Source organism: Streptomyces sp. NPDC008079, from assembly GCF_042957385.1.
Classification (GTDB): domain Bacteria; phylum Actinomycetota; class Actinomycetes; order Streptomycetales; family Streptomycetaceae; genus Actinacidiphila.
Map to the genome: position 1 here is coordinate 207,926 of NZ_JBIBIC010000002.1, position 26,991 is coordinate 234,916.

General features: G+C 72.1%; 24 protein-coding genes and 1 riboswitch. Of the genes, 19 read left to right on the forward strand and 5 right to left on the reverse strand.

Features of this window, described 5'->3' with window-relative positions; genetic code table 11:
* Positions 1 to 38: 38 nt before the first annotated feature.
* The 6 genes from ACFZAM_RS07940 to ACFZAM_RS07965 all read left to right on the forward strand — a co-directional run bounded on the left by ACFZAM_RS07940 (position 39) and on the right by ACFZAM_RS07965 (position 7,228).
* Positions 39 to 659, forward strand: coding sequence for a heme-copper oxidase subunit III (locus tag ACFZAM_RS07940; protein WP_355334271.1), 621 nt, complete (start codon positions 39 to 41; stop codon positions 657 to 659).
* Between the two features lie 66 nt (positions 660 to 725).
* Positions 726 to 1,535, forward strand: coding sequence for a c-type cytochrome (locus tag ACFZAM_RS07945; protein ID WP_355334269.1), 810 nt, complete (start codon positions 726 to 728; stop codon positions 1,533 to 1,535).
* Entirely contained in the window at positions 1,532 to 2,593 is a 1,062-nt protein-coding gene (locus ACFZAM_RS07950; protein WP_355334266.1) for a Rieske 2Fe-2S domain-containing protein, read from the forward strand. The genes ACFZAM_RS07945 and ACFZAM_RS07950 overlap by 4 nt, the downstream gene beginning before the upstream one ends.
* Positions 2,590 to 4,224 carry a cytochrome bc complex cytochrome b subunit gene (locus ACFZAM_RS07955; RefSeq protein ID WP_355334263.1) on the forward strand — a complete coding sequence of 545 codons (1,635 nt, stop codon included), beginning with the start codon at positions 2,590 to 2,592 and terminating at the stop codon, positions 4,222 to 4,224. Before ACFZAM_RS07950 ends, ACFZAM_RS07955 begins: the two co-directional genes overlap by 4 nt.
* Positions 4,225 to 4,400: 176 nt before the next feature.
* Positions 4,401 to 5,465 (forward strand): anthranilate phosphoribosyltransferase, encoded by a 1,065-nt coding sequence (gene trpD, locus ACFZAM_RS07960; RefSeq protein ID WP_355334260.1) that lies wholly within the window; start codon positions 4,401 to 4,403, stop codon positions 5,463 to 5,465.
* Between the two features lie 111 nt (positions 5,466 to 5,576).
* Positions 5,577 to 5,693, forward strand: a riboswitch (SAM riboswitch).
* Between the two features lie 164 nt (positions 5,694 to 5,857).
* Positions 5,858 to 7,228 (forward strand): aminotransferase class V-fold PLP-dependent enzyme, encoded by a 1,371-nt coding sequence (locus tag ACFZAM_RS07965; RefSeq protein WP_391043883.1) that lies wholly within the window; start codon positions 5,858 to 5,860, stop codon positions 7,226 to 7,228.
* Here the strand turns inward: ACFZAM_RS07965 and ACFZAM_RS07970 are convergent.
* On the reverse strand, positions 7,225 to 8,121 hold the full coding sequence (locus ACFZAM_RS07970; protein WP_391043885.1) for an NAD(P)-binding domain-containing protein: 897 nt from the start codon (positions 8,119 to 8,121) through the stop codon (positions 7,225 to 7,227). The two genes, ACFZAM_RS07965 and ACFZAM_RS07970, sit on opposite strands and share 4 nt — an antisense overlap.
* 54 nt (positions 8,122 to 8,175) lie before the next feature.
* Here ACFZAM_RS07970 and ACFZAM_RS07975 point away from each other — a divergent pair, with 54 nt between their 5' ends.
* Positions 8,176 to 8,730: a GNAT family N-acetyltransferase gene (locus tag ACFZAM_RS07975; RefSeq protein ID WP_355334254.1), complete on the forward strand. Its 555-nt coding sequence runs from the start codon at positions 8,176 to 8,178 to the stop codon at positions 8,728 to 8,730.
* Positions 8,731 to 8,749: 19 nt separating this feature from the next.
* Positions 8,750 to 9,337, forward strand: coding sequence for a helix-turn-helix domain-containing protein (locus ACFZAM_RS07980; RefSeq protein WP_355334252.1), 588 nt, complete (start codon positions 8,750 to 8,752; stop codon positions 9,335 to 9,337).
* A 70-nt stretch (positions 9,338 to 9,407) separates the two neighbouring features.
* Here the strand turns inward: ACFZAM_RS07980 and ACFZAM_RS07985 are convergent, their stop codons facing one another.
* Both ACFZAM_RS07985 and ACFZAM_RS07990 read right to left on the reverse strand, forming a co-directional pair.
* On the reverse strand, positions 9,408 to 9,689 hold the full coding sequence (locus tag ACFZAM_RS07985) for an Lrp/AsnC ligand binding domain-containing protein (RefSeq protein ID WP_188281460.1): 282 nt from the start codon (positions 9,687 to 9,689) through the stop codon (positions 9,408 to 9,410).
* Positions 9,686 to 10,465, reverse strand: coding sequence for a rhomboid family intramembrane serine protease (locus tag ACFZAM_RS07990; protein WP_355334249.1), 780 nt, complete (start codon positions 10,463 to 10,465; stop codon positions 9,686 to 9,688). Before ACFZAM_RS07990 ends, ACFZAM_RS07985 begins: the two co-directional genes overlap by 4 nt.
* A gap of 137 nt (positions 10,466 to 10,602) precedes the next feature.
* Here ACFZAM_RS07990 and ACFZAM_RS07995 point away from each other — a divergent pair, with 137 nt between their 5' ends.
* The 6 genes from ACFZAM_RS07995 to ACFZAM_RS08020 all read left to right on the forward strand — a co-directional run bounded on the left by ACFZAM_RS07995 (position 10,603) and on the right by ACFZAM_RS08020 (position 17,922).
* Positions 10,603 to 10,917: a hypothetical protein gene (locus ACFZAM_RS07995; protein WP_391043890.1), complete on the forward strand. Its 315-nt coding sequence runs from the start codon at positions 10,603 to 10,605 to the stop codon at positions 10,915 to 10,917.
* Positions 10,918 to 11,336: 419 nt separating this feature from the next.
* The gene (locus ACFZAM_RS08000; protein ID WP_391044265.1) at positions 11,337 to 12,635 is read left to right on the forward strand and encodes an NYN domain-containing protein; all 1,299 of its coding nucleotides are present in this window, start codon (positions 11,337 to 11,339) and stop codon (positions 12,633 to 12,635) included.
* A 370-nt stretch (positions 12,636 to 13,005) separates the two neighbouring features.
* Positions 13,006 to 14,034, forward strand: coding sequence for an NlpC/P60 family protein (locus ACFZAM_RS08005; protein ID WP_391043892.1), 1,029 nt, complete (start codon positions 13,006 to 13,008; stop codon positions 14,032 to 14,034).
* Between the two features lie 224 nt (positions 14,035 to 14,258).
* Positions 14,259 to 15,317 (forward strand): NlpC/P60 family protein, encoded by a 1,059-nt coding sequence (locus ACFZAM_RS08010; RefSeq protein WP_391043894.1) that lies wholly within the window; start codon positions 14,259 to 14,261, stop codon positions 15,315 to 15,317.
* Between the two features lie 53 nt (positions 15,318 to 15,370).
* Positions 15,371 to 16,651 (forward strand): hypothetical protein, encoded by a 1,281-nt coding sequence (locus tag ACFZAM_RS08015; protein ID WP_391043897.1) that lies wholly within the window; start codon positions 15,371 to 15,373, stop codon positions 16,649 to 16,651.
* Between the two features lie 137 nt (positions 16,652 to 16,788).
* Positions 16,789 to 17,922, forward strand: a complete 1,134-nt coding sequence (locus tag ACFZAM_RS08020; RefSeq protein ID WP_391043899.1) for a M48 family metalloprotease — start codon at positions 16,789 to 16,791, stop codon at positions 17,920 to 17,922.
* Here the strand turns inward: ACFZAM_RS08020 and ACFZAM_RS08025 are convergent.
* Positions 17,919 to 19,208, reverse strand: coding sequence for a glycosyltransferase 87 family protein (locus ACFZAM_RS08025; RefSeq protein WP_391043902.1), 1,290 nt, complete (start codon positions 19,206 to 19,208; stop codon positions 17,919 to 17,921). The genes ACFZAM_RS08020 and ACFZAM_RS08025 overlap by 4 nt on opposite strands.
* Positions 19,209 to 19,299: 91 nt before the next feature.
* Between ACFZAM_RS08025 and ACFZAM_RS08030 the strand changes: the two genes are divergently transcribed.
* Both ACFZAM_RS08030 and ACFZAM_RS08035 read left to right on the forward strand, forming a co-directional pair.
* The gene (locus ACFZAM_RS08030) at positions 19,300 to 20,430 is read left to right on the forward strand and encodes a glycosyltransferase family 4 protein (RefSeq protein ID WP_355334230.1); all 1,131 of its coding nucleotides are present in this window, start codon (positions 19,300 to 19,302) and stop codon (positions 20,428 to 20,430) included.
* A gap of 119 nt (positions 20,431 to 20,549) precedes the next feature.
* Positions 20,550 to 22,187, forward strand: a complete 1,638-nt coding sequence (locus ACFZAM_RS08035; protein WP_391043904.1) for a GMC oxidoreductase — start codon at positions 20,550 to 20,552, stop codon at positions 22,185 to 22,187.
* 10 nt (positions 22,188 to 22,197) lie between these two features.
* On the opposite strand, the gene ACFZAM_RS08040 is transcribed toward ACFZAM_RS08035, so the two are convergent.
* Entirely contained in the window at positions 22,198 to 23,994 is a 1,797-nt protein-coding gene (locus tag ACFZAM_RS08040) for an AMP-dependent synthetase/ligase (RefSeq protein ID WP_355334225.1), read from the reverse strand.
* Between the two features lie 242 nt (positions 23,995 to 24,236).
* Here ACFZAM_RS08040 and ACFZAM_RS08045 point away from each other — a divergent pair, with 242 nt between their 5' ends.
* From ACFZAM_RS08045 to ACFZAM_RS08055, 3 genes are all read left to right on the forward strand, one after another.
* Positions 24,237 to 24,998, forward strand: a complete 762-nt coding sequence (locus ACFZAM_RS08045; RefSeq protein ID WP_355334223.1) for a metallophosphoesterase — start codon at positions 24,237 to 24,239, stop codon at positions 24,996 to 24,998.
* A gap of 109 nt (positions 24,999 to 25,107) precedes the next feature.
* The gene (locus ACFZAM_RS08050; RefSeq protein WP_391043907.1) at positions 25,108 to 25,632 is read left to right on the forward strand and encodes an SRPBCC family protein; all 525 of its coding nucleotides are present in this window, start codon (positions 25,108 to 25,110) and stop codon (positions 25,630 to 25,632) included.
* Positions 25,633 to 25,636: 4 nt separating this feature from the next.
* Positions 25,637 to 26,920: an ArsA-related P-loop ATPase gene (locus tag ACFZAM_RS08055; RefSeq protein ID WP_391043909.1), complete on the forward strand. Its 1,284-nt coding sequence runs from the start codon at positions 25,637 to 25,639 to the stop codon at positions 26,918 to 26,920.
* Positions 26,921 to 26,991 lie beyond the last annotated feature (71 nt).

Here is a 26,991-nt window from a genome sequence, read left to right on the forward strand (position 1 = left end):
CACCCCCCGGAGTCAGCGCCAGATAAGCGACCGACATAATGTCGGACGTGGCGACAGCAACAGCAGTAGATACCGGGCACGCGCACCCGTCGGTCAACCGGCCGAACCTCACCAGCGTCGGAACCATCATCTGGCTGAGTTCCGAGCTGATGTTCTTCGCGGCCCTCTTCGCGATGTACTTCACCCTTCGGTCGGTCACGGGTGCCGACTTCTGGAAGGAACACGCCCATGCGTTGAACGTCCCGTTCTCGGCGACGAACACGACGATCCTGGTGCTCTCCTCCTTCACCTGCCAGATGGGCGTCTTCGCCGCTGAGCGCGGCGACGTGAAGAAGCTCCGCTCCTGGTTCATCGTGACCTTCATCATGGGTGCGATCTTCATCGGCGGGCAGATCTTCGAGTACACCGAACTGGTCAAGAAGGACGGCATCTCGCTCAGCTCGGACCCCTACGGCTCGGTGTTCTACCTGACGACCGGGTTCCACGGGTTGCACGTGACGGGCGGACTGATCGCGTTCCTGCTGGTACTCGGGCGGACGTACGCGGCCAAGCGGTTCACCCACCAGCAGGCCACCGCAGCCATCGTCGTGTCCTACTACTGGCACTTCGTCGATGTCGTGTGGATCGGCCTCTTCGCCACGATCTACCTGATCAAGTAGCCGGTCGCACACCGCACACACATTCCAGAAGCATCGACGCAAGAGATCCTGACACCGGGGTAATCCGTGAAAAAGCTCTCCGCACGACGGCGCCACCCGCTGGCGGCGCTTGTCGTCCTACTCTTCGCGCTCGCGGTCACCGGGGGGCTGTACGCCGCGCTCGCGCCGGCGCCGAAGGCGCAGGCCGACGACGCGGCCCAGTCCCTCGCGATCACTGAGGGCAAGAAGCTGTACTCCGTCGGCTGCGCAAGCTGCCACGGCACTTCGGGCCAGGGCAGCTCCGACGGACCGAGCCTGGTCGGCGTCGGCTCCGCCGCCGTCGACTTCCAGGTCGGCACCGGCCGGATGCCCGCGCAGCAGCCCGGCGCGCAGATCCCGAAGAAGAAGGTCATCTACGACCAGGCCGAGATCGACCAGCTCGCCGCGTACATCGCGTCCCTCGGCCCCGGCCCCGCCGTGCCGAGCAAGGACCAGTACAACCCCGCGGGCGCGGACGCCGGCAAGGGCGGGGAGCTGTTCCGCACCAACTGCGCCCAGTGCCACAACTTCGTCGGCAAGGGCGGTGCGCTGACCAACGGCAAGTACGCGCCGACGATCCAGGGCGCCTCGCCCAAGCACATCTACGAGGCCATGCTGACGGGTCCGCAGAGCATGCCGTCCTTCCCGGACAGCACGATGCCGCAGGACACGAAGGCGGACATCATCGCGTACCTCCACGAGGTCAACAGCAGCGAGACGAAGAACCCCGGCGGTCTCTCGCTGGGCAGCATCGGTCCGGTGTCCGAGGGTCTGGTCGCCTGGGTCTTCGGCCTCGGCTTCCTGCTCGTCTGCACCACCTGGATCGCCGCCCGGACGACCAAGGCCAAGAAGTCATGAGCGAGACTGGATCTCACAAAGACGTGTCAGAGAACCTGCCAAGTGAGCACGGCGCTCACGGGAGCGAACCAGCGGTCCCCGACGACCCGTTCGCCAACCCCGGCCATCCCCCCCACGAGTACCGCCGTCAGGACATCGACGAGCGGGCCGAGAAGCACTCCGAGCGGGTCGTGGCGGGGCTGTTCGGCCTGTCGATGCTCGGCACCGTCGCGTTCATCGCCTGCTTCGTGATCTTCCCGGTCGACAAGATCGTCTTCATCTTCCCGTTCGGCAACGTGAGCGCGCTGAACTTCTCGCTCGGCCTCACGCTCGCCGTGGCGCTGCTGGGCATCGGCGCGGGCGCGGTCCACTGGGCCCGCACCCTGATGTCCGACGAGGAGTTCGCCGACGAACGCCACGCGGCGGGCGCGGACGAGGAACTGCGCGAGAACATCGAGCAGCAGTGGGCGCAGGGCGCCCGCGAGAGCGGGTTCGGACGGCGCAAGCTGATCCGCAACACGATGTTCGGCGCCCTGACCCTGGTCCCGCTGGCCGGTGTCGTGATCCTGCGCGACCTCGGCCCGCTGCCGGAGGACAAGCTCCGGCACACCCTGTGGGCCAAGGGCAAGGTGCTGATCAACCAGAACACGAACAAGCCGCTGCGCCCCGAGGACATCGTGGTGGGCTCGCTCACCTTCGCGATGCCCGAGGGTCTGGAGGAGTCCCAGGAGGACTTCCAGGAGCAGATCGCCAAGGCGGCTCTGATGATCGTCCGGATCAAGCCGGACGACATCAAGGACAAGCGCGAGCGTGACTGGGCCCACGAGGGAATCGTGGCCTACTCCAAGATCTGCACACACGTGGGCTGCCCGATCAGCCTCTACGAGCAGCAGACGCACCACGTGCTCTGCCCGTGCCACCAGTCGACGTTCGACCTGTCGGACGGCGCGCGGGTGATCTTCGGCCCGGCGGGGCACCGGCTGCCGCAGCTTCGGATCAGCGTCAATGGTGAGGGCAATCTCGTCGCTCTCGGCGACTTCGATGAGCCCGTCGGTCCGGCATTCTGGGAGCGCGGATGAGTACTACGACGGAAAGCTCGACCCGTCGGGGCAAAAAGCCGGTCGGCCAGCGGGCCGCCGAGTGGACTGACCCCCGGCTCGGTATCTACAAGTTGGCCAAGGCCAACATGCGGAAGATCTTCCCGGACCACTGGTCCTTCATGCTGGGCGAGATCTGCCTCTACAGCTTCGTCATCCTCATCCTCACGGGTGTGTATCTGACGCTGTTCTTCCACCCCAGCATGAACGAGGTCGTCTACCACGGCCCGTACGCGCCGCTCCAGGGCGTGCGGATGTCCGAGGCGTACGCCTCCACCCTGCACATCAGCTTCGAGGTGCGCGGCGGTCTGCTGATCCGGCAGATCCACCACTGGGCCGCGCTGATCTTCATCGCGGCGATGATCGTGCACATGATGCGCGTGTTCTTCACCGGCGGTTTCCGCAAGCCGCGTGAGATCAACTGGCTGTTCGGCTGGACGCTGCTGTTCCTCGGCATGTTCACCGGCTTCACCGGTTACTCGCTCCCGGACGACCTGCTGTCCGGCACCGGCATCCGGTTCGCCGACGGCGCGGTGCTCGCCACCCCGGTGGTCGGCTCGTACCTGTCGTTCTTCCTGTTCGGCGGGGAGTTCCCCGGCCACGACATCGTCAGCCGGTTCTACTCGATCCACATCCTGCTGCTGCCGGGTCTGATGGCCGGTCTGCTGACCGCCCACCTGATCCTGGTCTTCTACCACAAGCACACGCAGTTCCCGGGTGCGGGCAAGACCGAGAAGAACGTCGTCGGCATGCCGCTGCTGCCGATCTACACCGCGAAGGCGGGCGGCTTCTTCTTCCTGGTCTTCGGCGTGATCTCGGCCATCGCCGCGACCGTGTCGATCAACCCGATCTGGTCGATGGGACCGTACCGGCCGGACCAAGTGTCCACCGGCGCCCAGCCGGACTGGTACATGGGCTTCTCCGAGGGCCTGATCCGCGTGATGCCCGGCTGGGAGATCAACGCCTGGGGACACACACTCGTCCTGGGCGTGTTCATCCCGCTGATGGTCTTCCCGGTGGTGCTGGCGGCCATCGCCGTCTACCCGTTCATCGAGGCGTGGGTCACCGGGGACAAGCGCGAACACCACCTGCTGGACCGGCCGCGCAACCGCCCGGTGCGCACCGGCTTCGGTGTGGCCTGGCTGACCGAGTACTTCGTGCTGCTGATCGGTGGCGGCAACGACCTGTGGGCCACGCACTTCCACCTGTCGATCAACTGGATCACCTGGTTCGTCCGCGTCGGCTTCTTCGTCGCGCCGGTCCTGGCCTTCATCATCACCAAGCGGATCTGCCTGGGTCTCCAGCGCCGTGACCGCGACAAGGTGCTGCACGGTCGCGAGACCGGCATCATCAAGCGGCTGCCGCACGGTGAGTACATCGAGGTGCACGAGCCGATCTCGCAGGAGCAGCGGCACATCCTCACCGCGCACGTCCAGCCGGAGCCGATCGACGCGGGCCCCGAGGTGGACGAGAACGGCGTGGAGCGCAAGCTCAACCCGATCGAGAAGGCGCGGGCCAAGCTCTCCCGCGGCTTCTACGGCGAGCACAGCCAGATTCCGAAGCCCACGGCCGAGGAGTACGAGGAGATCACCAGCGGACACGGCCACCACTGAGCCGCCGCCGCTGAGCTGAGCCACCCACGGGCCGGGCCCGGGAATCCCCCTCAGGGGAGTCCCGGGCCCGGCCCTTCGGCGTCCGCCGTCCGTAGTGCGGGCAGGGAGCCGTCGGGCCCCGCGGCGCGGATAGGCTGAGCGCGCAGTTCCCCATCCCACCACCAGGAGCGTGGACCATGAGCGTTGTGACCCCGGCAGGCGGCGAGAGTCCGGCGACGCGGTCCTGGCCGGACGTGCTGACCACGCTGCTGGCAGGGCGGAATCTGGGTGGGGACGACACCGCGTGGGCGATGGACGCGATCATGCGCGGCGAGGCGAGCGACGTGCAGATCGCCGGATTCGTCGTCGCGCTGCGGGCGAAGGGGGAGACCGTCGAAGAGGTCTCCGGCATGGTGCGGTCGATGTACGCGCACGCGAACACCATCGAGGTGCCCGGCGCGACCGTGGACATCGTCGGCACCGGCGGCGACCGGGCGAAGACCGTCAACATCTCCACCATGTCGGCGATCGTGGTCGCGGGCACCGGGGCGAAGGTCGTCAAGCACGGCAACCGCGCCGCGTCCTCGGCCAGCGGCGCCTCCGACGTCCTGGGAGAGCTCGGCGTCAATCTGCAACTGACGCCGCAGCGGGTCGTGGAGGTCGCGGAGGAGGCGGGCATCACCTTCTGCTTCGCGATCAAATTCCACCCCGCGCTGCGCCACGCGGGCACCGCCCGGAGCCAGTTGGGGGTGGCGACCGTCTTCAACTTCCTCGGCCCGCTGACCAATCCGGCCCGGGTGCGGGCGCAGGCCACCGGGGTCGCGGACCCGCGGATGGCGCCGATCATGGCCGGGGTGCTGGCCGAACGCGGCTCGTCCGCACTGGTGTTCCGCGGTGACGACGGCCTGGACGAGCTGACCACCACCGCCACCTCCCAGGTGTGGGTGGTGCGCGACGGCAAGGTGGAGCAGACCGCCTTCGACCCGCGGGACGTCGGCCTGCCCCTGGTGCCCGTGGAGGCGCTGCGCGGCGCCGACGCGGCCCACAACGCGGACGTCGCCCGGCGGCTGCTCGCGGGCGAGACCGGGCCCGTACGGGACGCCGTGCTGCTCAACTCGGCGGCGGCGCTGGTGGCCCTGCGGCCCGGCAGCGGGCCGTTGGAGGAGCAGATCGCGGCCGGTCTGGTGACGGCGGCCGAGTCGATCGACTCGGGCGCGGCGGCGGCGACGCTGGAGCGGTGGGCGGCGGCGAGCAACGCGTAATCGCCACTGTGGCGGAATTCGGATAGGTCCCCCGGGGACCGAGCACACGACGCTGTCCAATTTCTGGACGGCGTCTTGTGCGTTCGGCGCCTTGTGGCAGAATGCTGTCCAGGTCACGAGTGACAGCGTCAAGGCCCCGGCTCGCTGTCCGGCAACCCTCCGTCCGAGGCGGGGTGCCCCGGGTGATGACCAGGCCGTGAGCAGCGAGGCTCATGGCAAGCCGGACTTGGGGAGTTCTTTCATGAGCAAGCGAATGCGATAGGGCCTGTCGGCCCGGTTCCGCCGTTCCGCCTTTCGTTCGACGTTTCCATCCCGCGCTTCTGTACCGCGAGCCATTCCTTTTCGGCTTCAGATGTGCGGTGATTTCGCCTGCCGTAATCCGGGAGATCGCCATGACTGTGTCCATCGCTGCCACCGACCGTGAGATTTGTACCCCGCTGCCCGTTCTGGGCCGGGACGTCCTCGTGCCGCTCGTGACGGGCGGCGAAGTGACGTACGCCGCGCTCGACTACGCCGCCAGCGCCCCCGCGCTCCAGCGGGTGTGGGACGACGTGGCCGCCTACGCCCCCTACTACGGCAGCGTGCACCGCGGCGCCGGCTACCTCTCGCAGCTCTCCACCGACCTGTTCGAGCAGAGCCGGGTCACGGTCGCGGAATTCCTCGGCTGTCGGGCCGAGGACCAGGTGATCTTCACCCGTTCGACGACCGACTCGCTCAATCTGCTCGCCGCCGTCATCCCGGCGGGCACCCACGTCTTCGTCTTCGAGACCGAGCACCACGCCTCGCTGCTGCCGTGGCAGACGCGGGACGACGCGCGGGTCACCGTCCTGGGCGCGCCGCGTACGCCCGAGCAGGCCGTCGCCGCGCTCGACGTGGCCCTGCACGGCGCCCCCAAGGGGCCCAAGCTGGTCTGCGTCACCGGCGCCTCCAACGTCACCGGTGAGCTGTGGCCGGTACGGGAGCTGGCCGCCGCCGCGCACCGGCACGGCGCCCGTATCGTCCTGGACGCCGCCCAACTGGCCCCGCACCACCCGGTGGACATCGCCGCGCTCGACGTCGACTGGGTCGCCTTCTCCGGCCACAAGCTGTACGCGCCCTTCGGCTCCGGTGTCCTCGCGGGCCGCGCCGACTGGCTGCGCGAGGCCGAGCCGTACCTCGCGGGCGGCGGCGCCAGCCGCAAGGTCGCGCGGCGCGCGGACGGCGGAGTCGACGTCGAGTGGCACACCACCGCGGCGCGGCACGAGGCCGGGTCGCCGAACGTCATCGGCGTCTACGCCATCGCCGCGGCCTGCAAGGCGCTGACCGAGGCCGGGTTCGACCAACTCGTCACCCGTGAGCAGCGGTTGCTCGCCCGGCTGCGGGAAGGGCTCGCCTCCGTGCCCGAGGTGCGGGTGCTCTCCCTGTTCGGCGAGGACGCGCCCCGGGTCGGCGTGCTCTCCTTCGTCGTCCAGGGCTGGAACAGCTCGCACTTCGCCGCCGCGCTCTCCGCCGAGTACGGGATCGGTGTCCGCGACGGTCTCTTCTGCGCCCACCCGCTGGTGCGTACACTCCTCGGCGCCGAGGGCGACGACCCGGGCGAGTGCGGCGCTCCCGAGGCCGCGCCCGGCGAGCGCGTCCTCAACGCCATCCGCGTGAGCTTCGGCGCGGGCACCCCCGAGGAGCACATCGACCGCTTCGTCCACGCCGTCCGCACCCTCGTGCGCGACGGCGCCCAGTGGAACTACCGCACGGAGGACGGCCGCTGCGTGCCCGACCGCGGCTAGCGCCTCTCCGGCCGAACACGAACGGCACCCTCGGTGCGGGACTCGATGGCCTTCAGGACGGCGATCATGTCCGCGGCCGGGTCGGTGGCGGCGGTCTCGGTGAACAGGGCGAGGCAGGTGTCGAGCAGGGGAGTGGCGGTGGCGGAGGCGCGGGCGGCCTCCGCGATGAGGCGGTTGTTCATGAGGACGTCGGCGGCGGCGGCCTGGACGGTGAAGTCGCGGGCGAGCAGCTTGGGGGACTTCATACGGGAGACGCCGCTGGCCATCGGTCCCGCGTCGAGCACGGCGAGGAACTGACGGGCGTCGACGCCGTGCCGCTCGGCGAAGTGGAACGCCTCGGTGAGCCCGGTGACCACGGTGATCAGGAAGAGGTTGACCGACAGCTTCATGAGCAGGGCGCCGGGCACCGGCCCGCAGACGAAGGTCTCGTGGCACATGGGCGCCAGCAGCGGCCGTACCGCTGAGACGACGGCGTCCTCGCCCGCGAGCATCGCCACCAGGCGGCCCGCCTCGGCCGGGGCGCGGGAGCCGGAGACCGGGGCCTCGACGTAGTGGCCGCCCGCCGCGCGGACCTCGGCTTCGAGGCCGAGCGAGTACTCGGGCGAGGTCGTGCCCATGTGCACGAGGGTGTGCCCCGCGACGTTCGCCGCGAAGGCGGGGGTGCCGCGGCCGAGGCAGGAGTCGATGGCGGCGCCGTCGGCGAGCATCACGAAGACGGTCCCGGCGCGGCGGAAGAGGTCGGCGGGGCTGTCGGCGGTTTCGGCGCCCGCCGCCCGCAGGGCCTCGGCGGCGGGCGCGCTCCGGTTCCACACCACCAGCGGGGTCCCGGCGCGGAGGAGATTGAGCGCCATGGGCCGGCCCATGACCCCGAGCCCCAGGAAACCGATGTCCACGACGCACCGCCGCCTCTCTTGCCGTTTATGACAGCCGTCATAATACTGGTCGTTATGACAGTGGTCATAGAGGGTGCGGAGCGGCGGACGGCCGCTCCCGCCGACGGGATCGACCTGCTCAGGCCCGCCGACGCGGACGCGGTGGCCGCCCTCTTCGCGGCCTGCTCCCCGGAGACGGTCCGGCTGCGCTTCCTCGGCGGCGCGCGCGAATTCCCCCGCGCCCACCTGGACCGTCTGCTGGCAGGACCGCCCGCGGCGCACGACGCCGTGGTCGCGTACCGCGGCGGCCGGGACCGCCTGGTGGGAATCGCGGGCTTCGCGGCGGACGACACCGCCGGGCCGGGAACCGGCGGCGAGCTGGGCGTGCTGGTGGTGGACGCCTGGCAGCGCCGGGGTGTCGGCACCGCCATGGTCGGCCTGCTGCTCGCCCGCGCGCGGGCCAGGGGTGTCGAGCACGTGACGGTGAACGTCCCGCACGGCAGGCGGGGCCTGCTCGCCGCGCTCGGCCGCCGCCTGGAACCGGTCCGCGCGTCGTACACCCCGGACGGTCTGACCGCCGTCTATAAGGTGGCCCGGACGACCCGGGCGGCAGGGGTCGGAACGCAGTAGCTCCGTGGAGGTGTCGACGATGGCCGGGTCAGAACGCGGACCGCGCGAGCGGATGGTCTTCAGCGCGGCCCAGCTCATCCGGCGCGAGGGCGTCGGCGCGACCGGCATGCGCGAGGTCGCCGCCCACGCGGGCGCCCCGCGCGGCTCGCTCCAGCACTACTTCCCCGACGGCAAGGAACAGCTCGTCAACGAGGCGGTCGTCTGGGCGGGGAACTACGCCGCCAAGCGCGTCGCCCGCTTCCTGGCCGCGCTGCCCGAGCCGACCCCCGGCGGGCTGTTCGCCGCGATGGTCGGCCAGTGGACGGACGAGTACGCGGCCGACGGCTTCGACGCCGGATGCCCGGTCGCCGCCGCCTCGGTGGACTGCGCGCGGACCACCGAGTCCACCCGGAAGGCGACCGCCGCCGCCTTCGCTGCCTGGACCGCGCCGGTGGCCGCGGCGCTGACCGGCATGGGCGTTCCCGAGGACCGGTCCGTACCGCTGGCGACCCTCATGATCAGCACCCTGGAGGGCGCGATCCTGATCGCCAGGGCGGAGCGCGACGTCCGCGCCCTCACCACCGCCGCACGGGAGTTGGGCCCGCTGCTGGACGCGGCCCGCGCGTGACCGCGTACCGGGAGCACAGGACGAATCCGTAGGACGAACCCGTAGGCGGAATCCGTAGAGGGAATCAGCCTCAGGCGTCAAGGCCGATCGCGAACGCGGCCTCCAGGTCGTGCTGCGAGTACGTACGGAAGGCGACATGGGTGTCGGTGGCCTCGACGCCGGGGATCTTGGAGATCCGGCCCGGAATGATGTCGGCCAGGTCGTCGTGGCGGGCGACGCGGACCAGCGCGACGAGGTCGTATGTGCCGGTCACGGAGTAGACCTCGCTGACGTTGTCCAGCGCGGCGATGGCCTCGGCGATCTCCGGAATCCGGTCGACGGAAGTCTTGATGAGCACGATCGCGGTGATCACGGCTGGATGTCTCCTTGGGTCGACCCGACTACGACGCTCAGCTTACGACGCGGCCGGTAGCACACCCAGGCGCACAGGAACCCGAAGGCGAAGCCGACGACATGGGCGAGATACGCCACTCCCGGACCGTTGTTGCCGGTCTGGGCGGCGAGCCACTGGAGGACGAACCAGAAGCCGAGCACCATCCACGCGGGGAAGCGCAGCGGGATGAAGAAGAGGAAGGGGAACAGGCTCGTCACCCGGGCCTTGGGATACAGATAGAGATACGCGCCCAGCGCCCCGGAGATCGCCCCGGACGCGCCGACCAGGCTCTGCGTCGACTCGGGGTTGGCGAGCGCGAAGCCGTACGTCGCCAGATAGCCCGCGACCAGGTAGAAGAGCGCGAAGCGCACCCGGCCCATCCGGTTCTCGACGTTGTCGCCGAAGACGTAGAGGAAGAGCATGTTGCCGATCAGGTGCAGCCAGCTCCCGTGCAGGAACATCGCCGTGAGCACCGACAGCAGCGGCGACTTCGCGTACGCGTGCGGGGCCGCGCAGCCCGCGGGCAGGTCGAGCCGGTCCATCGGGAGCCGGCCGTGGAACAGCTCGCTGGGGATGACACCCCAGTGCGCGAAGTAGACGGCCTGCGCGCACTGGAGCTTGTCGCCCGTGCCGTAGGAGGGGTTGAAGCCGGACAGCGGTCCGAGGAGGAAGACCACGGTGCACAGGGCGATCAGCGCATACGTCACGACCGGCGTGCGGCGGACCGGGTTCTTGTCGTACACCGGGATGACCATGGACCGATGATGACGCAGCGGTCGTAACGGACATAGGCCGCCTCGCCGCAGCGCGTCGCGGGTCGGAGGCCGTAAGGTGACCCCGACGTACGCCCGTCAGCACTGATACGCCCGACCGAGGAAGAGGTGCAGGACCGATGCCGGTGCCCATGCCCACCGCCACCACCCGGTGGCGCTGCACGCAGTGCGGCAATCTGACCCGGTTCGACGTGACCCGCTCCACGCGGGTCGTGGAGTACGTCCATCTCGACCTCGGCGGCGAGCCGCGGATCGAGGAGACCGACGTGCTGACCGAGACGGTCGAGTCCGTGCGGTGCCGCTGGTGCAACGCCGCGGACCAGATCGAGCTGGTCGACCGGCCGGGCGCGGCCGTGGCCGCGGGAACGTCCGAGGGAACGGCCGGGGAAACGGACTCCGGCGCGGACGCGGAGACCGGTTCGGCGCGGGACTGAGCCTCCTTACGGGGACAATGGATGCAAGAGGCGGCGGCCGGAGGGATCGAAGGGGGCCGGGGAGGCGCCGTGTAACCGGACGGGAGTGACTGGTGGACGGTATCGGCGGCTTTCCGCGGGCCGAGGCGAGGGGGTCCGAGACGGATGCCGCCGACGGGCCGGGCGCCGACGCGTCCGGCGCCGCGGCGCAGGACCCCGACACACCGCGGGCCGACGACGAACCGGGCGCCGAAGCACCGCCCGGCCGTGACGGCGGCGGCACTCCCGACGGCTCTACCGGCAGCGTCTCCGGCAGCGCTCCCGATGGCAACGCTGCCCCCGGCGCCGACGCTCCCGGTGACCCCGCCGACCCCGGTGTCACTGCCGATGACGACGCCGCTCATGACGACGCCGCTCATGAACCCGCGCTCGACCGGCCGCTGCCCGAAGGCGTACGCCACCGCGTCGTCGCCATCGCCGCCGACGCCTTCGGCGGGTTCACCTTCGCCGAACTGCCGGTCTCGCTGCGGCCGTACGCCCGTTTCACCCCGTCCAGACGTGTGAAATACGCGGCTACCGCGTTGGCCACCGCGCTGGAGGGCGACCCGGCCTTCCGGCACAAGGTCGCGGGCAAACTGCGCGAGGCGCAGCCGGAGCTGACCGGGGCGCTGGACGCCGGCACCCCGCCGCCCGCCGCGGACCCGCTCGACGTGGCCGCCGCGGCCTATCTGCTGCGCCCCGCGGGCTGGGCCAAGCTTGTCACCACCGCGGGCGAGGAGGCCCAACGGGCGCACGCCGAGCGGGCCGACGAGGAGACGCTGCGCGAACTGGCCAAGCTCCGCGAGGAGGTCCAGGGCCTGCACACGCAGCTGCGCTCGGACGCCGTACGGGCCCGCGCCGAACTGGACGCCGTCCGCAAGGAGGGCGACTCGGTGCACCGCAAGCTGCGCAGCGCCCTCAGCGACGTCAAGCGGGCCGAGGCCGCCCAGCGCAAGATCCAGGCGGAACTGGACGAGGCGCGGGCCGCCGCCGCCCAGGACAAGGCCGCCGCGGAGAGCGAGGCACGGCGGCTGCGCACCCGGCTCGCCGAGGCCGAGGCGGCGGTCGAGTCGGGCCGCCGCGCCGCCCGTGAGGGCCGCAGCATCGAGGACGTACGGCTGCGCCTGCTGCTGGACACCGTCCTCGACGCGGCCTCGGGGCTCCGCCGTGAACTGGCGCTGCCGCCGCGCGACACCCTGGGCGTACGCCCCGCCGACACGGTGGACGCGGTCGCGCCCGGGGCCTTCAGCCCGCGCGACATCGCCACCCGCGCGCTGTCCGAGACCGACCCGGCGCTGCTCGACCAGTTGCTCGCGCTGCCGCAGGCGCACCTCGTCGTCGACGGCTACAACGTCACCAAGACCGGCTATCCGTCGATGCCGTTGGAGAAACAGCGGCTGCGGCTGCTCGGCGGGCTCGCGGCGCTGGCCGCGCAGAGCGGCGCCGAGGTCACCTGTGTCTTCGACGGCGCCGACCTGGACATGCCGGTGCTGCTGGCGCCGCCGCGCGGGGTGCGGGTGCTGTTCAGCAAGGCCGGTGAGACCGCTGACGAGTTGATCCGGCGGCTGGTGCGGGCGGAACCGCCCGGCCGGCAGATCGTGGTGGTCTCCGCGGACCGCGAAGTCGCCGACGGCGTGGCCAAGGCGGGCGCCCGCCCGGTCGCCTCCGTCCTGCTGCTGAAACGTCTCGCACGCGTCTGAACCGCGCCTGCCGCCCGCGCCGCCCGCGCCTCCGGCCCCCCGGCTCCCGGTCGCCGCACCGCCGCACCGCCGCAGCACCGAACCACCGAACCACCGAACCACCGAACAGATCACTATTCGTTCGAGTATTCGGTTCGCGAACGCGCCATCGTCGACGGAGCGTTGATCCACCCTCACTGCGCGTACGAAGGTCGTAAAGAATGTGCGAACCGGTCGAGATTTTGCCAACAAGGATTTGAACCGATCACAGATAGGTCACTAAGGTCGGGCGTCGAACCTCCGCGCAGTCGATCATCCAATCCGGATGGCGCGCCGGGGGCCGCCCGCCAGTCAACCGGTAGGCGGCTGAAGGAAGAAGGAGCTCGCCTTCGTGGCGTCCCACCGTCGTCCCAAGCCGGCAAGCCGCACGCGCGTGACCGTGCTGACCGCCACCGCCGCAGCCGCGGTGGCCCTCACCTCCCAGGCGGCCCAGGCCGCCCCCGCCAAGCCGACCGTCAAGGACGCCAAGGCGAAGGTGGACGCGCTGTACGAGCAGGCTGAGCAGGCCTCAGAGAAGTACGACGGGGCCAACGAGAAGCTGCACACCCTCCAGAAGGAGGCGGGCACTCTCCAGGACCAGGTGGCCAGGCAGCAGCAGCACCTGAACCAGCTCAGGGACGGCCTCGGCGCCATCGCCGCCTCCCAGTACCGCAGCGGTGGCATCGACCCGTCGCTCCAGCTCTTCCTGTCGTCCAACCCGGACAACTACCTGGACCAGGCGACCACGCTCAACCAGCTCACGTCGATCCAGACCGACTCGCTGCACCAACTCCAGGACGCCAAGCGGACCCTGGACCAGCAGCGCGCCGAGGCGACCGCCAAGCTGACCGAGCTCCAGACCACCCGCACCGAGCTGGCCAAGCGCAAGGCCGAGGCGAAGGACAAGCTGGCCCAGGCCCAGCAGATCCTCAACTCGCTGACGGCCGCGCAGCGCGCGTCCATCGCCGCCGCCGACGCCCGCGCCAACCGCTCCACCACCCGCGTGGACCTCGGCGACGCGAAGCCCGCCTCGCAGCGCGCCGCCGCCGCCTTCTCCGCCGCGCAGTCCAGGGTCGGCCTGCCGTACGTGTACGGCGCCTCGGGCCCCAGCTCCTTCGACTGCTCCGGCCTCACCTCGTGGGCGTACCACCAGGCCGGCGTGACGATACCGCGCACCTCGCAGGCCCAGGCGAACGCCGGAACCCGGATCTACTCCACCTCCCAGCTCGCCGTCGGCGACCTCGTCATCTTCTACGGCGACTACCACCACGTCGGCCTCTACGCGGGCAACGGCATGGTGCTGCACGCGCCGAAGCCGGGCGCCTCGGTGCGCTACGAGTCGATCGGCAACATGCCGTTCCAGTTCGGCGTCCGCATCTGACGCCTTCCGGCGTCGTTCCTCACCGATTTCACGGGTCCGCGGGAGTCTCCCGCGGACCCCGGTGCGTTCATACGGCGTTCGGACTCCTACGGCGTTCGGGTGATGAACAAGTGCCCGGTGCCGCCCGGTGCGGGTGCGTGACCTGGGCGGGAGGCGCGGCGCGGCGATGCGGGGGCCGCGCCTTCTTTGAACTCTCCGCGTCGCGCTGACTACTGTCAGCTCCCGTGGCTTCCCATCGACGCTCCCCACAGCCGGGCTTCGCCGCCCGCACCACCCGGGTCACCGTGCTGTCCGCGGCCGCCGCGGCCACCGCGGCGCTGTCCGGCGGTGCGGCGCAGGTCGCCTCGGCCGATCCCGGCGGGGGCGCACCCGACACGGCGTCCCGGCTCGACCGGCTCTACCAGCAGGCCGAGCAGGCCACCGAGAAGTACAACGCGGCGCAGGAGCACGCCAAGCGGCTCCGCGCCGACCTGACCACCCTCCAGGACCGGGCCGCCGAGGGGCAGCAGCGGGTCAACGACATGCGGCAGGAGTTGGGTTCGCTCGCCTCCGAGCAGTACCGCAGCGGCGGCATCGACCCCTCGCTCGCCCTGATGATGTCCTCGGACCCCGACCAGTACCTGGACCGGGCCACCACCTTGGACCGGCTCAGCGCCCAGCAGGCCGGGCGGTTGCGCCAACTCCAGGAGGCCGAGCGGCTGTTGCTCCAGCAGCGCTCCCAGGCGGCGGGCAAGCTCGCCGAACTGGACAAGGCCGGGGCGGTGCTCCAGGACCGCAAGCGGTCGGTGCAGCGGGCGCTCGCCGAGGCCCAGCGGCTGCTCAACGCGATGCCCGCCGCCCAGCGCGCCGGATACCGGCCCGGTATGGACGCCGGGCGCGCCTCCCGCGACCGTACGACCGCCGACCTGCCGACCATCCCGAATCTGCCCGCCGCCTCGGGGCGCGGCGCGATGGCCGTGGCCGCCGCCCGCCAGATGGTCGGCGCCCCTTACGTCTGGGGCGCCACCGGGCCCAACTCCTTCGACTGCTCGGGCCTGATGCAGTACTCGTACGCACGGGCCGGGGTCGCGCTGCCGCGCACCTCGCAGGAGCAGATGAACGCCGGGCAGCGGGTGCCGCTGGACCAGGCGCGGCCCGGCGATCTGGTGATCTACCGCGGCGACGCCAGCCATGTCGGGATGTACGTCGGCGGCGGCCAGGTCATCCACGCCCCCTACCCCGGTGCCAGGGTCCGCTACGACCCGGTCGGCATGATGCCGATCACGGCCGTGACCCGGCCGTAAGGGCGCGGCGCCCCGGCCGTGGGGGGCGTCCTCGGGGCCGTACGATCGGGCCCATGGCCGTGGCGCCCCTCCGACGTACGCCGACCGCTTCCCGTGTCCGGGCGGCGGCGCTCGGCCTGTCCCTGGCGCTGCTGGCGGCGCTCGTCGCCGGGTGCGGCGGGACCGCCTCGGGCGGGCGGCCCACGGCGGACGCCACCGACGCCGGGATCCGGCAGGCGCTCGACCGGCGGGCCTCCGCGGTGCTGCACCACGACCGGGCGGCCTTCCTCGCCGGGATCGACCCGCGGGCGACGCGCTTCCTCGACCGGCAGAAGGCGATGTTCACCGACATCGCGGACGTGCCGCTGGCCGACTGGTCCTACCGGCTGGTGCGGACCGGCGCGTTCGGCCTGCCGCCGGCCGCCGACGGCACGGTACGGGCCGCGGCCGAGGTCCAACTGCGGTACCGGCTCAGCGGATTCGACGCGGCGCCGGTCGCCGCGACCGACTACCTGACGCTGTCCCGGCGGGGCGGGAGCTGGTACGTGGCCGGGGACGACGACGGCGCCGCGTCCGGGCACCGCGGCGCCGTACAGCTGTGGGACCAGGGCCGGGTGACGGTGGTGCGGGGCACGGACAGCCTGGTGCTCGGGCTCGGCGACGCCGCCGGGCTGCGCGGCTACGCCGAGGACGTGGACCGGGCGGTGCCGGAGGTCCGGCGGACCTGGGGCGGCGCCGGGCGGTCGGGCAAGGTGGTGGTCGAGGTGCCGCGCACGCTGGACCAGATGGCCGCGCTGGCCGCCGCGGACCCGGCCGATTACCGCAACATCGCCGCCGTCACCACGGGGGAGGGCGGCGGCAGCGCGCGGGTCGGCTCCGACCGGGTGATCATCAACCCCGAGGCGTTCAGCGGGCTCTCCGCCTTCGGCCGGCAGACCGTGCTCACCCACGAGACCACGCATGTCGCCACCCGCGCGTGGACCACCGCCCGCACCCCGCTGTGGCTCTCCGAGGGCGCCGCCGACTGGACCGCCTACCGTACGGCGGGCCGTACCGCCCGCGAGCTCGCCCCGGAACTGGCCGCCGCCGTCGCCGCGGGCCGCGTCCCCGCCGCGCTGCCCGCCGACGCCGACTTCCACTCCGCCGACGCCGACACCCTCTCCCGCGCCTACGAGGGCGGTTGGCTCGCCTGCCGCCTGATCGCCGACCAGTGGTCCCCGGACGCGCTCGTCGCCTTCTACCGCGCCGTCGCCTCCGGCGGCACCGTCGACTCCCACCTGCGCACCACTCTCGGCACCACCCTCCCCGCCTTCACCGCCCGCTGGCGCGCCTACCTCCACCAGGAGCTGCCATGACCCGTGACCCCGCCGCGGAACCCCCGGCCCACCGGCCCCCGCCTCCGTCGAACGCCGCCCCAGGACGCCCCCCGCACACCTCGCCGCCGCCAGCAGGATCTTCGCCCTCGGCGGATGCCGGGTCTTCGGCCGCGGGGGTGGGGGACTTCAGTGCGGAGGAGGTCGGGCGGGCGCGGGCTTTGCGGCGGGGGGTGTGGCCGGTCGCGCTCGGCGGGCGGGTGGCAGCGCTGGGGCTGATGCTGGGGCTGGGGCTGACGGCCGGGGGAGCGGGGCTGGTCGCGGCGTTCGGCGGCGGGACGTGGGGCGGCCGGGTGGCGGGCGCGGCGGTGTCGCTGGTGCTCCTGCCCGAGGTGCTGGGGCTGCCCTTCGCGGCGCGCGGGCGCGTGGTCCGCCGCCGGTTCGGCCTGGTGACGCAGGGCTGGGGCGGGTGGTGGGCGGACGTGCTGCGCGGCCTGCTGATCTCGCTGCCGCTGACCTTCGGCGCGCTCTTCGCCGTCTACGCCCTCGCCGGGGCGACCGGCCACTGGTGGGCGTGGGCCGCGCTCGGCGCCGCCGCGCTGACCGTCCTGATGTCCTGGGCGGCGCCCATGATCTTCGAGCCGCTGTTCAACCGCTTCACGCCGATGGAGCCGGGCCCCCTCAGGGACGCCCTGCTGGCGCTCGCCGCCCGCGACGGCGTCACCGTCGAGGATGTGCTGGTCGCCGACGCCTCGCGCCGTACGACCGCGCTCAACGCGTACGTGTCCGGCTTCGGCCGCACCCGCCGCATCGTCGTCTACGACACCCTGCTGACCACGGCGCAGCCGCGCGAGGTGGAGCTGGTGGTCGCCCATGAACTCGGCCACGTCGTGCACCGGGACGTGCCGCGCGGCACCGCGCTCGGCGCGCTGGGCGCGGCCGTCGGCGTGTGCGTCCTGGCCGCCGTGGTGACCTGGCGGCCCCTGCTCGACCTCGCGGGCGCCGACGACTTCGCGGACCCGCGTTCCGCCTGGCTGCTGGCGGCCGTCGCCACTGTCGGCGGCGCCGTCGCCGGGCCGCTGGGCTGCGCGGTGAGCCGCGGGGTCGAGCGGCGCGCCGACCGGCACGCCCTCGAACTGACCGCGGACCCGGCCGAGTTCATCGCGATGCAGCGCCGCCTGACGGTCGCGAACATCGGCGACCCCGACCCGCCGCGCGCCCTGCACCTGATGTTCGGCACCCACCCCACCCCCGCCGAACGCATTGCCGCCGCCCGCGCCTGGCGCCCGGCCGCCCCGCAGGACACGTTCTAGCCCTTGTCGTGCACCCCGACCCGCTCGGCTCGGGTGAGCACCGCGGCCGGGGCGTCGGCGGGCTCCCCCTCGACCGCGCCGCGCGCCGCGCGGCGCGGCACGGTGGCCGCCCACAGCCGACGGCAGGCGCTCAGCGACGCCAGGACGAGCAGGCCGTTACGGGTGACGATCAGCGCCACGCCCAGCTTGTCGCTGTGGGCGATGTCCTCGAAGAAGATCGGGAACTCCAGCGTGGTGAAGAGCGTCGCGCCCAGCATCAGCGCGACCGGCCGCCGTACCACCGACTCCCGCAGCGTCATGCAGACCGCGCCGATGCCGACCAGCCACACCATGTACTGCGGGCTGATCACCCGGCTGGTGGTGGTGAAGACCAGCACCGCGGTGAAGGCCGCGTCGAAGGGCGTGGCGACCGAGTACGAGCGGGCCCGTACCCGCCACAGCAGCAGCCAGGCGAAGGCCAGCAGGGACAGCGCCATCGCCGCGGTGCTCACCAGGTGCACATGCGGGCCGATGAACTCGACCGACCCGTAGTGCATCCGCGCGGTGCCGTGCCAGCCGAAGTGCCGGGCGATGTGGAAGACGGTGGCCCCCAGCGACTCGACCTCGGTGCCGCGGTCGCGCTGGAAGGTGAGGAAGGACAGCGAGCCCGGCATGGCCAGGTGGAAGGCGAGCGCGATCACCGCCATCGTCACCGCCGCCGAGATCCACGACCGCCGGGTGGTACGGCCGCGGGGCGTCCCGATGAGCAGCAGCAGCGGCCACACCTTGAGCATGGCGCCCACCCCGGCCAGCACCCCGCCCGCCTTCGGGCGGCGCGGCAGCAGGAGCAGCCCCGCCACGGCGACGGCGGTGACCATCACGTCGTAGCGGGCGTAGATGATCGGGCCGAGCAGCGCGCCGCCGCCGACCCAGACCCACACCCCGGCCATCCGGCCGCCGCGCCTGACCCGCGAGTCGCGCAGCAGCACCGCCAGGATCACCGCGTCCGCGAGGAAGGCCAGCCAGAAGAAGGCGGCGGTGTAGCTGAGGAAGGGCAGCAGGCCGGGTGCGAGGATCACCAGCGCGGCCCCCGGCGGGTACTGCCAGGTCACGTCGTGCAGCGGGAAGCTGCCCGTGCTCAGCACCCCGTACCAGCGGTGGTAGACGGACGAGACATCGTGGGCGATGTACTGGCCGGGAAAGTGGACGACCTCGAACACGAACAACAAGAACGCGGCTCGGGTGACGACCCAGGTGAGCACGGCCCAGCCCCGACCGCTGATATGTGTGTTTGTCACGATACGCATCATGCGGTGAGCGGCGGCCCGGTCGCGGGACGGACGCGGCCGGTGGCGGCCAGCCGGGTGAACACCGCGTGAGCGGGTACTGTCGGCGGCGATGGACAAGACCCTGATCGTGACCAACGACTTCCCGCCCCGGCCCGGCGGCATCCAGTCCTTCGTGCACAGCATGGCGCTGCGGATGGACCCGGGACAGGTCGTCGTCTACACCTCCACCTGGAAGGACGGCGCCGAGGTCGCCCGCTTCGACGCGGAGCAGCCCTTCCCCGTGGTCCGCGACCGCACCTCGATGCTGCTGCCCACCCGCAGGGTCACCCGGCGCGCCGCCGACCTGCTGCGGGAACACGGCTGCTCCTCCGTCTGGTTCGGCGCCGCCGCCCCGCTCGGCCTGATGGCGCCCGCGCTGCGCAAGGCCGGGGCGCGGCGGCTGGTCGGCACCACGCACGGGCACGAGGCGGGCTGGGCGCAGCTCCCCGCCAGCCGCTCGCTGCTGCGCCGGATCGGCGAGGGCACCGACACCCTCACCTACCTCGGCGAGTACACCCGCTCCCGGATCGCCGCCGCGCTGACCCCGGCCGCCGCCGCCCGGATGGTCCAACTGCCGCCGGGTGTCGACGAGAAGACCTTCCACCCCGGCTCGGGCGGCGCGGTGGTACGGGCCAGGCTCGGCCTCGCCGACCGCCCGGTGGTGGTGTGCGTGTCGCGGCTGGTGCCGCGCAAGGGCCAGGACACGCTGATCCAGGCCATGCCCCGGATTCTGCACGAGGTGCCGGACACCGCGCTGCTGATCGTCGGCGGCGGACCGTACCGGGGGGACCTGGAGAAGCTGGCGGAGCGGACCGGCGTCGGCCACGCGGTGCGCTTCACCGGGCCCGTGCCGTGGGAGGAGCTGCCCGCCCACTACGGCGCCGGTGACGTCTTCGCGATGCCGTGCAGGACCCGGCGCGGCGGCCTGGACGTCGAAGGGCTCGGCATCGTCTACCTGGAGGCGTCCGCGACGGGGCTGCCGGTGATCGCGGGCGACTCCGGCGGCGCGCCCGACGCGGTCCTGGACGGCGAGACCGGCTGGGTGGTCGCGGGCGGCTCGCCCGCGCAGTGCGCCGACCGCGTCCTGACCCTGCTGCGCGACCCCGAACTGCGCGCCCGGATGGGCGAGCGCGGCCGTCGCTGGGTCGAGGACGCCTGGCGCTGGGACCTGCTGGCGCAGCGGCTCACGTCCCTGCTGTAACCCGATGGGCGCGGTCACGGCCGCCGTCCCGGCGCCGTCGTCGTACGAGAACCGGCCGCCGTAAAAGACCATGCGTCATGGGCATGGAGGGTTCACGCGGACCCGCCCATCATGCGCGCATGACATCAGACCTGACGCGCCGTCACTTTCTGGGACTCGGCGCCCTCCAGACCGCAGCAGCACTCGGCCTCACCCGTATCGCGCTCTCCGCGACCCCCGCGTCCGCCGCGCAGGCGGAGCCCGCCGCCACCACCTTCAGCCCCGCGATCGTGATCGGCTCCGGCTACGGCGGCGCCGTCGCCGCCCTCCGGCTCGGCCAGCGCGGTGTCACCACCACCGTCCTGGAGATGGGACGGCTGTGGGACACCCCCGCCGCCGACGGCAAGATCTTCTGCAACACCAGCTCGCCCGACCAGCGGTCGATGTGGTTCCGCAGCCGCACCGAGGCGCCGCTGGCGACCTTCCTCTGGCTCGACCTCGTCAACAAGGACATCACCCCCTACCCCGGCGTCCTGGACCGTGTGCACTACGGCGACATGTCCGTCTACGTCGGCCGCGGCGTCGGCGGCGGCTCCCTGGTCAACGGCGGCATGGCCGTCACCCCGTCGCGCGCGTACTTCGAGGAAGTCCTCCCGCAGGTCGACTCCACCGCGATGTACTCCACGTACTTCCCGCGCGCCACCACCATGCTCGGCGTCAACACCGTCGACCCCGCCTGGTTCGAGTCCACCGAGTGGTACCAGTTCGCCCGCGTCTCCCGCGACCAGGCCCACAGCGCCGGCCTCAACACCACCTTCGTGCCGAACGTGTACGACTTCTCGTACATGAAGGCCGAGGCCGCGGGCACCGCCACCAAGTCCGCGCTGGACCAGGAGGTCATCTACGGCAACAACCACGGCAAGCGCAGCGTCGACAAGACCTATCTGGCCTCGGCGCTCGGCACCGGGCACGTCACCATAGAGACCCTCAGCCGGGTCAGAGCCGTGAGAAGAGCGGCCGACGGCACGTACGTGCTCACCGTCGACCGGATCGACCTGACCGGCGCGGTCGTGGAGACCCGCGAGGTCGGCTGTCGCTACCTCTTCCTCGCCGCGGGCAGCCTCGGCTCCACCGAGATCCTGGTCAGGGCCCGCGAGACCGGCACCCTCCCGCGGCTCAACGCGAGCGTGGGCACCGCCTGGGGCGGCAACGGCAACATCATGCTCGCCCGCGCCAACTACCTGTGGAATCCCACCGGGGCGCACCAGTCCACCATCCCCGTCATGGGCATCGACGACTGGTCCAACGCGAGCAATCCGGTCTTCGCCGAGATCGCCCCGCTCCCGATCGGCTTCGAGACCTGGATCAGCCTCTACCTGGCCATCACCAAGAACCCCGAACGCGGCACCTTCTCCTACGACGCCGCCACCGACTCCGCCCGGCTGAACTGGACGCTCGCCCAGAACCAGCCCTCGGTCAAGGCCGCCAAGACCCTCTTCGACCGGATCAACCGCAAGCAGGGCACGATCTACCGCTACGACCTCTTCGGCGGCAACAAAGCCTTCGCCGACGACTTCTGCTACCACCCGCTGGGCGGCCTGCCGCTCGGCCGCGCCACCGACGCGTACGGCCGTGTCAGCGGCTACGACCACCTCTACGTCACCGACAGCTCCCTGATCCCCGGCTCCATCGGCGTCAACCCGTTCGTGACGATCACCGCGCTCGCGGAGCGGCTCATGGACAGCGCCCTCGCCGAAATCAGCCCGTCCGGCGTTTGAGGACAGAACCTCAGCGCTGGTAAAGGGCCTCGATCTCCGCCGCGAAGTCCGTCAGGACGACATTCCGCTTCAGCTTCAGCGACGGCGTGACGTGGCCGGACTCCTCCGTGAACTGGGTCGGCAGAATACGGAACTTCCGCACCGACTCGGCCTTGGAGACGGCCGCGTTGCCCTCGTCCACCGCGCGCTGCACGGCCGCCAGCAGCTCCGGGTCGGCCGCCAGCTCGGCGACGCCCGCGCCCGCCTTGCCGTGCTGCTCGGCCCAGTGCGGCAGGAACTCCTCGTCCAGGGTGATCAGCGCCGCCACGAAGGGGCGCCCGTCACCGACCACCATGCACTCGGCGACCAGCGCGTCCGCCCTGATCCGGTCCTCGATCACCGCGGGCGCGACGTTCTTGCCGCCCGCCGTCACGATGATCTCCTTCTTCCGGCCGGTGATCGACAGATAGCCGTCCTCGTCGAGCGAGCCCAGGTCACCGGTGTGGAACCAGCCGTCGGAGACCGCCTCCGCGGTCGCCGCCTCGTTGTTCCAGTACCCGGTGAACAGGTGCTCGCCGTGCAGCAGCACCTCGCCGTCGTCCGCGATCCGCACGGTCGACCCCGGCAGCGGCTGGCCGACCGAACCGATCTTCGTACGGTCCCAGGGGTTGAAGGCCGTGGCCGCGCAGGACTCGGTGAGGCCGTAGCCCTCCAGCACCGTGAAGCCGATACCGCGGTAGAAGTGGCCGAGGCGCTCGCCCAGCGGCGCGCCGCCGGAGATCGCGTGGGTGGCCCGGCCGCCGAGGACCGCGCGGAGCTTGGCGTACACGAGCCGGTCGAAGACCTTGTGCGTGAACCGCAGCTTCAGCGACGGGCCCGCCGTGGTGTCCAGCGCCCGGCTGTACTCGATCGCGGTGGCCGCCGCGCGGTCGAAGATCTTGCCCTTGCCGCCCGCCTCCGCCGTGGCCCGCGCGGTGTTGTAGACCTTCTCGAAGACCCGCGGCACCCCCAGGACCATCGTCGGCCGGAACGAGCCGAGGTCGTCGGTGAGGTTCTTGACGTCCGGCACATGGCCGAGCCTGATCGGCGCCATCACGGCCGCGACCTCGACCAGCCGCCCGAAGACGTGGGCCAGCGGCAGGAAGAGCAGCACCGAGGAGTCCCCGGTACGGAACAGCGGGCTCAGCCGCTCCACCACGTTGCCGCACTCCGCGAAGAAGCTGCGGTGGCTCAGCACACAGCCCTTGGGGCGGCCCGTGGTGCCCGAGGTGTAGACGACGGTCGCGGGGGAGTCGGCGCCCGCGCTCGCGCTGCGCTCGTCCACCACCGCGTCGGAGATGTCGGTACCCGCCGCGTTCAGCGCGTCCACCGCGCCGGTGTCGATCCGCCACAGGTGCTTGAGCCGCGGCAGCCGCTCCCGTACGGACTCCACCGCGCTCTCGTGCGGCTCGGACTCCACGACCGCCGCGACCGCGCCCGAGTCGCTGAGGATCCACTCGATCTGGGACGCCGACGACGTCTCGTAGACCGGCACGGTGACCGCGCCCGCGCTCCAGATCGCGAAGTCCAGCAGCGTCCACTCGTACCGCGTCCTGGACATCACGGCCACCCGGTCGCCCGGCTGCACGCCCGAGGCGATCAGACCCTTGGCCGCGGCGCGCACCTCGGCGAGGAAACCCGTCGCGCTGACGTCCTGCCACCGGCCCGCGGAGTCCTTGCGGGCGACGACGGCGGTGTCCGGATGCTGAGCGGCGTTGCGGCGGATCAGATCCGTCAGATTGGCGTCCGCGGGGACCTCGTACAGGGCCGGAAGACTGAACTCACGCAAGGCGGCTGCTCCTCATCGGTGCCACGGCGCACCCGGAGGGAAGATGTGGACGGCGTGGACGTTACCCATCGGTAAAGCTCTGGCGATAGGGGGGCCGTACAGATGTTCTCAGCGTCACACACACATCACACGCGCTTCACACACCGGGGCGGAGCGGCTGGGTTCCTGCCCGGAAGAGTAGTCCAGCGCCCGGCCGGGCCGCCGCTGACCCGCTAGGGTCTGTCCGGCTATAAAGTGTCCGCATGCGGGTCCATGTGGTGAGTGACGTCCATGGCGCTGCCGAGGCCCTGAGCCGGGCCGGGGACGGCGCGGACGCGCTGGTCTGCCTGGGCGACCTGGTCCTCTTCCTCGACTACGCCGACCACTCCCGCGGCATCTTCCCCGACCTCTTCGGCGTCGCCAACGCCGACCGGATGGTCGAGCTGCGCACCGCCCGCCGCTTCGACGAGGCCAGGGTCCTGGACCAGGAGCTGTGGGCCGGGACCGACCGGCGCACCGCCATCGAGTCCGCGGTACGCAAGCAGTACGCGGAGCTGTTCGCCGCCTTCCCCGCCCCGACGTACGCCACCTACGGCAACGTCGACATCCCGGCCCTCTGGCCGGAGTACGCGGGCCCCGGCACCACCGTCCTGGACGGCGCGACCGCCGAGATCGGCGGCCGGGTCTTCGGCTTCGTCGGCGGCGGCCTGCGCACCCCGATGCGCACCCCGTACGAAATCTCCGAGGAGGAGTACGCGGCCAAGGTCGCCGCCCTCGGCCCGGTCGACGTGCTCTGCTCCCACATCCCGCCCGCGATCCCGGAACTCTGCTACGACACCGCCGCCCGGCGCTTCGAGCGCGGCAGCCAGGCGCTGCTGGAGGCGATCCACACCGTCCGGCCCAAATTCGCGCTCTTCGGCCACGTCCACCAGCCGCTGGTGCCGCGCACCCGGATCGGCCGCACCGAATGCGTCAACGTCGGGCATTTCAACCACACCCGCCGGCCGTGGGTCCTGGAGTGGTGACCCGGCCGCCGGACGCGACCGGCGGCGCCCGCAGCGGTGACGGCCGCCCCACCTGCACGCGGTAGCCTTCAGCAGCAATGGCATGCGATGTCCCGGAGGGGCTACGGCGATGGCGGAACACACGAAGTCGAGCATCACGATCGAGGCGGCTCCGGCCGCCGTCATGGGCGTCATCGCCGACTTCGGCCGCTACCCGGAGTGGACGGGAGAGGTCAAGGAGGCGGAAGTCCTCGCCACCGACGCCGAAGGCCGCGCCGAGCAGGTCCGGCTGGTGCTCGACGCCGGGGCGATCAAGGACGACCACACCCTGGCGTACACCTGGATCAGCGCCACCGAGGTGCGCTGGTCGCTGGTCAAGTCCCAGATGCTGCGCACCCTCGACGGCTCCTACGCCCTCGCGCCGCGCGACGGCGGCACGCGCACCGAGGTGACGTACCAGCTCACCGTGGACGTCAAGATCCCCATGCTCGGCATGATCAAGCGCAAGGCGGAGAAGGTCATCATCGACCGGGCGCTCGCGGGCCTGAAGAAGCGCGTCGAGTCCGGGAGCGGCGAGGGCGGGGACGCGGCCGGCGTGCCGGACTCCGCCGACGCCGCGGCCGACTCCGCCGCCAAGCCCGACGCCCCGGCCTGACCCGGTGACCCGCGCCCCGCGACCGCCCCGCACCCTGCTCGTCACCGGCCACGGAGGCGCGGGCCGCACCACGGTCGCGGCGGCGACCGCCGTGGCCGCCGCCCGCGACGGCGTCCGTACGGTGCTGCTCACCGGCGACCGCGCCGACGTGGCCGCCCTGCTGCCGCTGTCCGCCGCGCCCGAGGCCGCCGGACCGCTGTCCGGATCACCCGCGCTCGGCCGCCCCAGCGCGGTGGACGGCGTGCCGGAACTGCGGGTCGCGGCCGTCGACACCGCCGCCTCCTACCGGGCCGCCACCCTCGACCTCCAGCAGCGGATCGGCACCCTGCTCGACATGCTCGGCGCGGCCCCCCTCGACCCCGAGGAGCTGACCGAGGTCCCCGGCGCCGACGCGCTCGCCCTGCTGCGGGCGCTGCGCGACGTGCACACCGTCGGCCACGACGACCGGCCGCCGTGGGACCTGGTCGTCGTCGACCTGCCGCCCGTGCGCGACGCCGTCGCGCTGCTCGCCCTGCCGGAACAACTGCGGCGCTACCTGCGGCGGTTGCTGCCCGCCGACCGGCAGGCGGCCCGCGCCCTGCGCCCGGTGCTCGCCCAGCTCGCCGGGGTCCCGATGCCCGCCGAGTGGGCGTACGAGGCCGCCGCCCGCGCCGACCGCGAGCTGTCCGCCGTGCAGTCGGTGATCGAGGACACCGGGACGACCGTGGCGGTCGTCGTGGAGCCGGGACCGCACGCCGAGCGCGTGCTGCGCGACGCCCGTACCGGACTCGCCCTGTTCGGCCACCGCCTCGAAGCCGTGGTCGCCAACCGGCTGCTGCCCGCCGACTCCGCCGACCCCTTCCTCGCCGGGCTCGGCGCCCGCCAGCAGGACCGGCTCAAGGCGATGGCCGAGACCTGCGCGGCCGACGCGGTGGCGCTGCGCGAACTGCCGCACCTGGGCGCGGAACCGCGAGGACCCGCGGAACTGGCGGCGCTGGCCGTCGACACCTTCGAGCACCGCTCTCCGCAAGCCGGTGTCTCGGGTTCGCGGGCCGCGGACCCCTGGACCGTCGACGACCGCCTCGCGGCCGAGGGCCACGTCGTGTGGTCGCTGCCGCTGCCCGGCGCGAGCCGCGAAGGGCTCGACCTGGTCCGCCGCGGCGACGAACTCGTCCTGGACGCGGGCGGCTTCCGGCGGATCGTGCCGCTGCCGTCCGCCCTGCGCCGCTGTACGGTCTCCGGCGCCGCGCTGCGGGACGGCGTGCTGCGCGTACGGTTCACGCCCGACCCGGCGCTCTGGCCGAACTGAGCGGGCGCCCCCGGCCCTCCCCGGGCTCCCCGGCGCCGGCTGCCCGTTCCCGGCTGCCTGCCGCCGGTACC